This window comes from Kitasatospora sp. NPDC056800, assembly GCF_042789775.1.
In the GTDB taxonomy this organism is placed as follows: Bacteria; Actinomycetota; Actinomycetes; order Streptomycetales; family Streptomycetaceae; genus Kitasatospora.
Genome location: NZ_JBHUAL010000300.1, coordinates 1 through 8,076, shown reverse-complemented (window position 1 = coordinate 8,076; position 8,076 = coordinate 1). Strand labels below are relative to the sequence as shown.

Annotated in this window: 6 protein-coding genes; 2 read left to right on the top strand and 4 right to left on the bottom strand. The window is 73.8% G+C overall.

Annotation, left to right across the window (positions count from 1 at the left end):
• Positions 1-122 precede the first annotated feature (122 nt).
• Positions 123-1,292: an amidohydrolase family protein gene (locus ACFRQN_RS38600; protein WP_063780040.1), complete on the bottom strand. Its 1,170-nt coding sequence runs from the start codon at positions 1,290-1,292 to the stop codon at positions 123-125.
• A 311-nt stretch (positions 1,293-1,603) separates the two neighbouring features.
• Between ACFRQN_RS38600 and ACFRQN_RS38595 the strand changes: the two genes are divergently transcribed.
• Entirely contained in the window at positions 1,604-2,383 is a 780-nt protein-coding gene (locus ACFRQN_RS38595; RefSeq protein WP_049649537.1) for a VOC family protein, read from the top strand.
• A 90-nt stretch (positions 2,384-2,473) separates the two neighbouring features.
• On the opposite strand, the gene ACFRQN_RS38590 is transcribed toward ACFRQN_RS38595, so the two are convergent.
• From ACFRQN_RS38590 to ACFRQN_RS38580, 3 genes are all read right to left on the bottom strand, one after another.
• Positions 2,474-3,052, bottom strand: coding sequence for a dienelactone hydrolase family protein (locus tag ACFRQN_RS38590; protein ID WP_375873996.1), 579 nt, complete (start codon positions 3,050-3,052; stop codon positions 2,474-2,476).
• A gap of 147 nt (positions 3,053-3,199) precedes the next feature.
• Complete coding sequence (locus tag ACFRQN_RS38585; protein WP_049649556.1) at positions 3,200-4,039, bottom strand: ABC transporter permease; 840 nt, start codon at positions 4,037-4,039, stop codon at positions 3,200-3,202.
• 47 nt (positions 4,040-4,086) lie between these two features.
• Entirely contained in the window at positions 4,087-6,861 is a 2,775-nt protein-coding gene (locus ACFRQN_RS38580; protein WP_380745266.1) for an alpha/beta fold hydrolase, read from the bottom strand.
• A 133-nt stretch (positions 6,862-6,994) separates the two neighbouring features.
• Between ACFRQN_RS38580 and ACFRQN_RS38575 the strand changes: the two genes are divergently transcribed.
• Positions 6,995-8,014: a mechanosensitive ion channel family protein gene (locus ACFRQN_RS38575; protein ID WP_375873997.1), complete on the top strand. Its 1,020-nt coding sequence runs from the start codon at positions 6,995-6,997 to the stop codon at positions 8,012-8,014.
• Positions 8,015-8,076: the final 62 nt, after the last annotated feature.

The window sequence follows — 8,076 nt, the reverse complement described above, 5'->3', positions numbered from 1 at the left end:
CCAATCCCTGTTTTTTTGGTTTCGGGTGGGTTGTTTTTTTTTTATCCCACCCCCCCCGGGCCCCCCCCGCCCCCCCCGGCGCGAGGGGCCACGTCAACGGCCGACAACCGTCCGCGAGTTGCTCAGTCCTCGTCGGCCACGCCGGCGGGCTGCCCGGGCGGGCTCGGGTAGGTCGCGTCCTTGCCGACCGGCTTGGCGCCGGACGGGCAGACCTTGGGCGCCTTGGCCTTCAGGCCCAGCAGCCGGAAGTAGTTCTGGCCGAGCGCGATGTCCCGGAAGGCCTCGTCCCCGAGCGCGCGGTTGATCCGGCTGGTGACCTCCAACTCCTGCTCGTACACCGCGTAGTCCTTGTTCCGCGCCGCCACGAAGTCCGTCCCCGTGATCGCCCGGGTCGGGTGGCGGTCGAGGAAGGACGCGTACTTCTGCCGTACGCCGGGCAGGCTGAAGTACTGGTCCTCCAGCACCCGCCAGCTCAGGTCCACGGTCAGGTTGGGGTGCTGGTCGAGCAGCCGCTCCAGGATGCGGATGTGCTCGTCCGGGTCCATGTGGGAGAGCTCCTTCGAGAGGCCCATGTGCGCCCAGACGATCTTGTTGTCGGGGTACTGCGCGAGGATCTCCTCCATCAGGTGCAGGTACTTCGTCGGCTCGACGTCGTTGCCGAGGTCGGAGTGGAAGGTGACGGGGAGCCCCCGCTCGCGGAACACCTTCATGAACGGCGCCCAGTTCGGGATGTCCTCGCTGGTGGCCGGCTCGGCGAGGTTCGGGAACAGCGCCTGCTTGACGACGTTGACCTCGCCGGCCCAGCGGAACATCCCCGGGTACTCGCGGTCCAGCAGCTCGATCCCGGGCGGGACGGTCTCGGGGTGGTGCAGGTCCATGAACGTCATGGAGAGCGTGAGGTCCGGGTCGGTCGGCCGGAACTCGCGCAGGCTCTCGGCGTTGGCGAAGTCGTTGCGCATCCTCGGCCGTACGGGCGTGCCGGGACAGTCGAGGTAGTACACGCAGTCGGAGTCGGCGGGCAGCACCTGCCCGATGCCGAACATGTTCGCGTAGCGGACCCCGCTCTTGCGCAGGTAGTCGGTCATCTCCTCGAAGGGGATCGCCGGTCCGCCGAAGGGCCGGAAGTGCAGGTGGCTGTCGACCACCGAGGTGTACGGCTCGACGGACCGCTCGAAGCAGGCCCGGGCCGCGAAGGCCTCTCCGGCCCCGGCCGGGGAGAGGACGACCGCCGTCGCGGTCGCGCCGACGACGGCGGCGGTGAACCGTCGGCTGGTCCAGTGGCTCTTTCTCAAGGGGTTGCCTCCGGTGGCGAGCGGCCGGCGCCCGAGGCGCCGGCACAGGGGCTGGTGGTGCCACACAGAAGCGTCAGTGCTCGAACCATCGGCCGGTGCCGCCGCACACGGTGTCGACCCGACCGCCGCTCGAACGGGCGCACCGGTACGGCCATCGGTGACACCCCCGCCCGGGCCGCCGCCCGGGCCCTCACCCCTGCCCTCGCCCAGGGCCTCGACAGAGCCGGCGGCCGGGGCGGTGTCTCGAGTGGCGAACCACGGTGCACGAGGAGATGGTGACCGGCAGGGACCCCTCACCAGAAAGGGCGATCATGCCCGAAGTCACCACCCCGTACGCGACCGGCACCCCGTGTTGGGTCGACCTGATGGCCAAGGACCAGCAGGCCGCACTGGACTTCTACCGCGACCTCCTCGGCTGGCAGGGGCAGGCCGGCCCGGCCGAGTTCGGCGGCTACGCCGTCTGCACGCTCGACGGCAAGGCCGCGGCCGGCATCGGCCCGGCATCGGCCCCCGAGGGGATGCCGGAGCCGCCCACCGTCTGGACCAGCTACCTGGCCAGCACCGACGCCCAGGCCACCCAGGACGCGATCGTCGCCGCCGGCGGCACCCTGCTCGTCCCGGTCATGGACGTCGGCGACCTGGGCCGGATGCTGATCGCCGCCGACCCGCAGGGCGCGGTCTTCGGCGTCTGGCAGCCGGGCGAGTTCTTCGGCGCCCAGGTCGTCAACGAGCCCGGCGCGCTGACCTGGAACGAACTGCACACCAGCGACATCCCGGCCGCCACCGGCTTCTACGGCGAGGCGTTCGGCATCGAGATCGAGCCGATGCCGGGCGTGGACTCGTACTGGGTGCTACAGGTCGGCGGCAAGGCGGTGGGCGGCGCCACCCTGCTCGCCAACGACCCGCCCGGCACCCCGGCCCACTGGCTGACCTACTTCGCGGTCGACGACGTCGACTCCACCGTGGACGCCCTGGTCAAGCGCAACGGCACCGTCCTCGCCCCGCCCTTCGACATGATGGCCGGCCGGATGACCGTCGTCGCCGACCCGCAGGGCGCCCCCTTCGCCATGATCAAGCCCACGCCGGCCTGACCCCGCCCGCCTCCGCCCCTCCCGCCCGGATCCCCGTCCGGGCGGGCGGTTCCGTGCTCCGCCCCTCCGTCGGCCGTCAGCCGTCAGCCGTCAGCCGTCCAGCTCCGCGAGGAAGTCCAGCGACGCCGCCCAGGCCCGCTCGGCCGCGTCCTCGTCGTAGTCCGGCAGCGACGGGTCGGTGAACAGGTGCCCGGCGCCCCGGTAGCGGTGCACCTCCACCTCCGCCCCGGCCCGGCGCATCCGCAGGTACCAGGCGTTCAGCCAGTCCTCCGGCTCGAACGGGTCCGGCTCCGCGATGTGCAGCTGCACCGGGATCTCGGTGACCGCGTCCTCCCGCAGGTCCGAGGTGCCGTGCAGGAGCAGCAGCCCGCGCGCCTTGTCGTCGGCCAGCGCCAGGTTCTGCGCCACCGCGCCGCCGAGCGAGAAGCCGGCGTACACCAGCCCGCCCTCGGACACCGGCGCGGCCGCCGTCACCGCCCGCCGCAGCAGCTCGTCGCGGCCGCCGAGCTCCTCCTGGAACTCCTGCGCCTCCTCGACGGACTCGAAGGTCCGCCCGTCGAACAGGTCCGGCGTGTGCACGGTGTGCCCGGCGGCGCGCAGCCGCTCGGCGGCGGCGTGCACGGCGGGGCGCAGCCCGTAGGCGGAGTGGAAGAGGACGATCTGGGCCACGGTTCGGGTCCTTCACCAGGGAGGTCAGCTACCCACCCATGATCCCGCATCCCCCGCCGAACCCCGCGCCCCCGCCTCCGGCCCCACGTCCGCCCCCACCTCCGGCCCCACGTCCGCCCCCGCCTCCGGCCCCAGCCCCACGCCCGGCTACGACACCACGTCCTTGCGCGCGAACCCGCGGAACGCCAGCGCCAGCAGCACCACCGCGTACGAGAGCGACAGCGAGACGCCCTGCACCATGCCGCCCCACTCCAGCTGCGGCTGCAGGGCGTCCGCCCAGGAGTACTGCCAGTGCGCCGGCAGCCACTCCCGCAGGTCGCCGAGCGCGGTGACGGCGTCCAGCACCCCGGTGATGATCGAGGCGAACACCGCGCCGCCGACGGCGCCCAGCGGCGCGTCCGTCGCCGTGGAGAGCCAGAACGCCAGCGCCGCGATCACGATCTCGCTGAGGAACACGAAGGCCACCGCGATGGCGATCCTGGGCAGCGCCTGCCCGGCCGGCAGGCTGACCCCGGCGGGCAGCTTGAGGTCCCCCCAGCCGTACGCCGCGGTGCCGACGACCAGCCCGATCGCGGGCAGCATCACCACCGCCACCGCCGAGAACCCCAGCCCGACGGCGAACTTGCGGGCCAGCAGCCGGGCCCGGGGCACCGGCGCGGCCAGCAGGTAGCGCAGCGAGGACCAGCTGGCCTCGGAGGCGACGGTGTCCCCGCAGAACAGCGCGACCGGGATGACCAGCATGAAGCCGGTGCCGACGAACAGCATGGTGACGGCGAAGTTGGCCCCCGAGGCGGTGGCCAGCTCGATGAAGGTGGTCCGGTCCGGCCGGCCCGGGGTGCCGCCGAGCTGGAACGCGGCCAGGATGACGAACGGCATGGCGGCCAGCACCCCGCCGATCACCATCGTGCGGCGCCGGCGCAGCTGCCGCACCGCCTCCACCCGCAGCGGCAGCGTCCGGCCCGCCCGGTACCCCTCGGCGTGGTCCATCGACCCGACCCGGCCCTCCGGCTCCGTGTGGTCCTTCGTCACGGCACTCACGCTCCACCTCCGATCAACGACAGGAACGCGTCCTCCAGCCGCCGCTGCGGCCCGGCGCTCTCCACCGGCACCTCCAGCCGCACCAGTTCGGCCAGCAGCTCGCTGGCCGCCAGTCCGTCCAGCCGCACCAGCAGTCCGCCCTCGACGGCCTCCGCCGAGCCGACCCCGGCCAGCGCGGCCACCTTGTCGGCCACCGAGGCCGGGTCGTACGGGTCGGCGATGCCGATCATCAGCAGCTCGCCGGCGCCCACGATGTCCGCGACCGGGCCGGCCGTGACCAGCCGCCCGCGGTCCATCACCACCAGGTCCGTGCAGCTCTGCTCGACCTCGGACAGCAGGTGGCTCGACACGATCACGGTCCGCCCGCCGGCCGCGTACCGGATCATCACCTCGCGCATCTCCCGGATCTGCGGCGGGTCCAGCCCGTTGGTCGGCTCGTCCAGGATCAGCAGGTCCGGCATCCCGAGCATCGCCTGCGCGATCGCCAGCCGCTGCCGCATGCCCTGCGAGTACGTCCGCACCGCGCGGTCCAGCGCCTCGCCGAGCCCGGCGATGGCCAGCGCCTCGTCGAAGCGCGCGTCGGCCTCCGGCCGTCCGGTCGCCTGCCAGTACAGCCGCAGGTTGGCCCGCCCGGTGAGGTGCGGCAGGAAGCCCGCGCCCTCCACGAACGCCCCGACCCGCGACAGCACCGGCGCGCCGGGCCGCACCAGGTGCCCGAAGATCCTGATCTCCCCGGCGTCCGGCCGGATCAGTCCCATCAGCATCCGCAGCGTGGTGGTCTTGCCCGCGCCGTTCGGCCCGAGCAGCCCGAGCACCTGCCCCCGCTCCACCCGGAAGCCCAGCTCCCGTACGGCGTAGCGGTCCTGGGCGCCCTTGTAGCGCTTGCTCAGCCCGCTGATCAGCAGCGGCACGGCGGCCAGCTCCGGGTCGAAGCCGGGCCCGGCGGCGGCCCGCCGGCGCCGCAGCCGCGGTGCCAGCAGCAGGGCCGCGGCCGCCAGGACGGCGATCACCGGCAGCAGCCAGGTCCGCGCGGGCAGCGGCGCCGCCTCGGTGACCAGCTCCTCGACGGTGGGCACGGTGAGCGCCCCGGCCGGCGCCACCCGGTAGGTGGCCGGCTCGACCGGCGAGGCGTACGCGAGGTCGGTGCTCGCCAGCACCAGCCGCACCCGGTGCCCGGCCGGGAAGGTGTGGTCCACGGTCGGCAGCGCCACCGTGACGGTCTGCCCGGCGTCCGCGCCGGTGACCCGCAGCGGGGCGGCCAGCTGCTGCGGCAGCACCGCCTTGCCGTCCGGGCCGACGTCGTACAGCTTCGCGAACAGCACCGCGTCCGGCCGGTCGGCCGTCACCCGCACCGGGACGGTCGGCTGCCCGGTCAGGTGCAGCGGCGAGTCCAGCGGCGCCGAGTCGAAGGCGGCGTTCTGGCCGGGGAAGTCCAGGGAGAGCCCGGCGCCCAGCGAGGCGGCCTGGCTGAGCGCGCCGACGCCGGGCAGTGTCGAGATGCCGGGCGGCGCGCCGCCGGGCGGGTTGGCGAGGGTCTGCTCGCCGCCGGCCAGTTCGACGGTCCGCGAGCCGGTCCCGCCCAGGCCCGGGTACCGGTCGGCGGTGGCCCCGCGCAGCACGGCCTGGAAGCCGGTCGAGTCGACCCCGCCGGTGCGGGTGACCCGGAAGTCGGCGCCGGTGTCGTTGCCGCGGCCCTTCAGATAGTGGTCGAACCAGGCGGTGACCCGGTCGTCGACCCGGGCGCTGGTGTCCGTCCCGCCGTCGTGGCCGCCGGCGAACCAGTCGACCGCCACCGGGGCGCCGTTGGCGGCCACCGCCTTGGCGATCCGGTCGCCCTGGTCCAGCGGGAACAGCGAGTCCTGCTGCCCCTGCACCACCAGCGTCGGCGCCTTGAGCTGCGCCGCCACCGAGGACGGGCTGGAGCGGTCCAGCAGCGCGACGGCGTCCGGGTCGGCGTGCCCGGCGGTGGCGACCCGGTCGTACATCTGGCAGAGCGACTCCAGGAACCGCCCGCAGCCGACCGGCCCGTCCGTCTTCGGCCCGGGGCCGCCGCTCTCCCGCGGCGCCTCACCGGAGGGCCCGAGGTCCCCGGCCGAGCCGGTGGTGAAGAAGATCCCGGCCCACAGCTTCTTGAACACGCCGTCCGCCGCGCCCGAGCCCTGCACGCCCTGCGGGAACAGCGCGTCGGCCAGGTTCCACCAGGTGATCTGGGTGGCCACGGCGTCGATCCGGTGGTCGTACGCGGAGGCCAGCAGCGAGACCGCACCACCGTACGAGGCGCCGGTGATGCCGACCTTCGGGTCGCCGGGCCCGTCCAGCTGCACCTCGGGCCGCTGGGCCAGCCAGTCCACCAGGTGCTTGACGTCCTCGACCTCGCGGTCGGGCGCGTTCAGGCCGATCTTCCCGCCCGAGTGCCCGAAGCCGCGCGCCGACCAGGTCAGCACCGCGTACCCCTGCCGGGCCAGCTGCTCGGCGCGCTGCCGCTCGCCCTCCTTGGAGCCGCCGAAGCCGTGGGCGAGCAGCACCGCCGGGCGCGGACCGCCGCCGGTGGTGAAGAAGGAGGTGTCCAGCTGGACCTGCTGGGCGCTGCCGGGCGTCTCCGGCATGCTGAGGAAACGGTCCTCCTGACGGACCGCCTGCTCACCGCCGGACGCCACCGTCGCGGTGCCGGCCGCGGCCACGGCCGCCAGGGCCACCGCCCCGGCCAGCAGCCTGTGTCTGACCGTTGTTCCCCGGGCGCGCCAGCGACGCCATGCCCCACCGAACTCCATGGCCGCTGATCGTATCCGCCGTCCGGGTAGGCGTCCGATAAAGGCACCCCCTGGAAGCACCGCCCGGGGTGTCACCCGAGCCCCGCGCCGTTACGTCCGCTTCGCCCCACTGTGCCCGGGTATCGTACGGCGCATGCTCCGGCCGCTGCTCTCGCTGCTCGCCACCGTCGCCGCCACCCTGGCGATCGGCTGGATCGTCGACCAGGCCCTCCAGCGGATCGCCGCCCGCCAACCGTCGGCACCGGTCTGGCCGCTCCTGCGCCGATGCCGGATCCCGCTCCAGCTCGCCGTCGTGTCGGCCCTGCTGCTCGCCGCCAAGCCGCTCCAGCGGATCTTCCACCTGAAGCACGACGACGGCGCCCAGCACCTGCTCCTGCTGTTCCTGCTCGCCTCGCTGGGCTGGCTCACCGTCCGCGTGGTGGCCGCCGTCCTGGAGGCCCTGCTCAGCCGGTACGAGAGCCGCGTCGACGACCCGGCCCGGGTCCAGCGGGTGCGCACCCAGATCAGCATGCTGCGCCGGGCCGCCGACGCGCTGATCGTCGTGGTCACCGTGGCCGTGATGCTGCTGACCTTCTCCGCCATGCGCACCATCGGCGCCAGCCTGCTCGCCTCGGCGGGCATCATCGGCATCGTGGCCGGCATCGCCGCCCAGAGCACCCTGGGCAACTTCTTCGCCGGCCTCCAGATCGCCTTCGGCGACACCGTCCGGATCGGCGACACCGTGGTGGTGGACGGGCAGCAGGGCACCGTCGAGGAGATCACCCTCAGCTACCTGGTCGTCCGGCTCTGGGACTACCGCCGGCTGATCGTCCCGGTCTCGTACTTCGTCAACAAGCCCTTCGAGAACTGGACCCGCCGCGACCCCGGCCTGCTCGCCGCCGTCCTGCTCCACCTCGACCACACCACCCGGGTGGACGAGCTGCGCACCACCCTGCGCGCCCGCCTCGACCGGCACCCGCTCTGGGACGGCGGCGAGTGGGCCCTCGACGTCACCGACACCACGCCCAGCACCATCGTCGTCCGCGCCACCATGACCGCCCGCACCCCCGACGACGCCGCCCGGCTCCGCTTCGACATCCGCGAGCAGCTCATCGCCCACCTGCGCGACGAGCACCCCCACGCGCTCCCCCGCCTCCGCACCACCGACACCTGACCGGCGCCCGGCCCCGCCGGCGAAGCCCCGAAAAGCGGAGTTCCCCGCGCCCCGGACAGGGG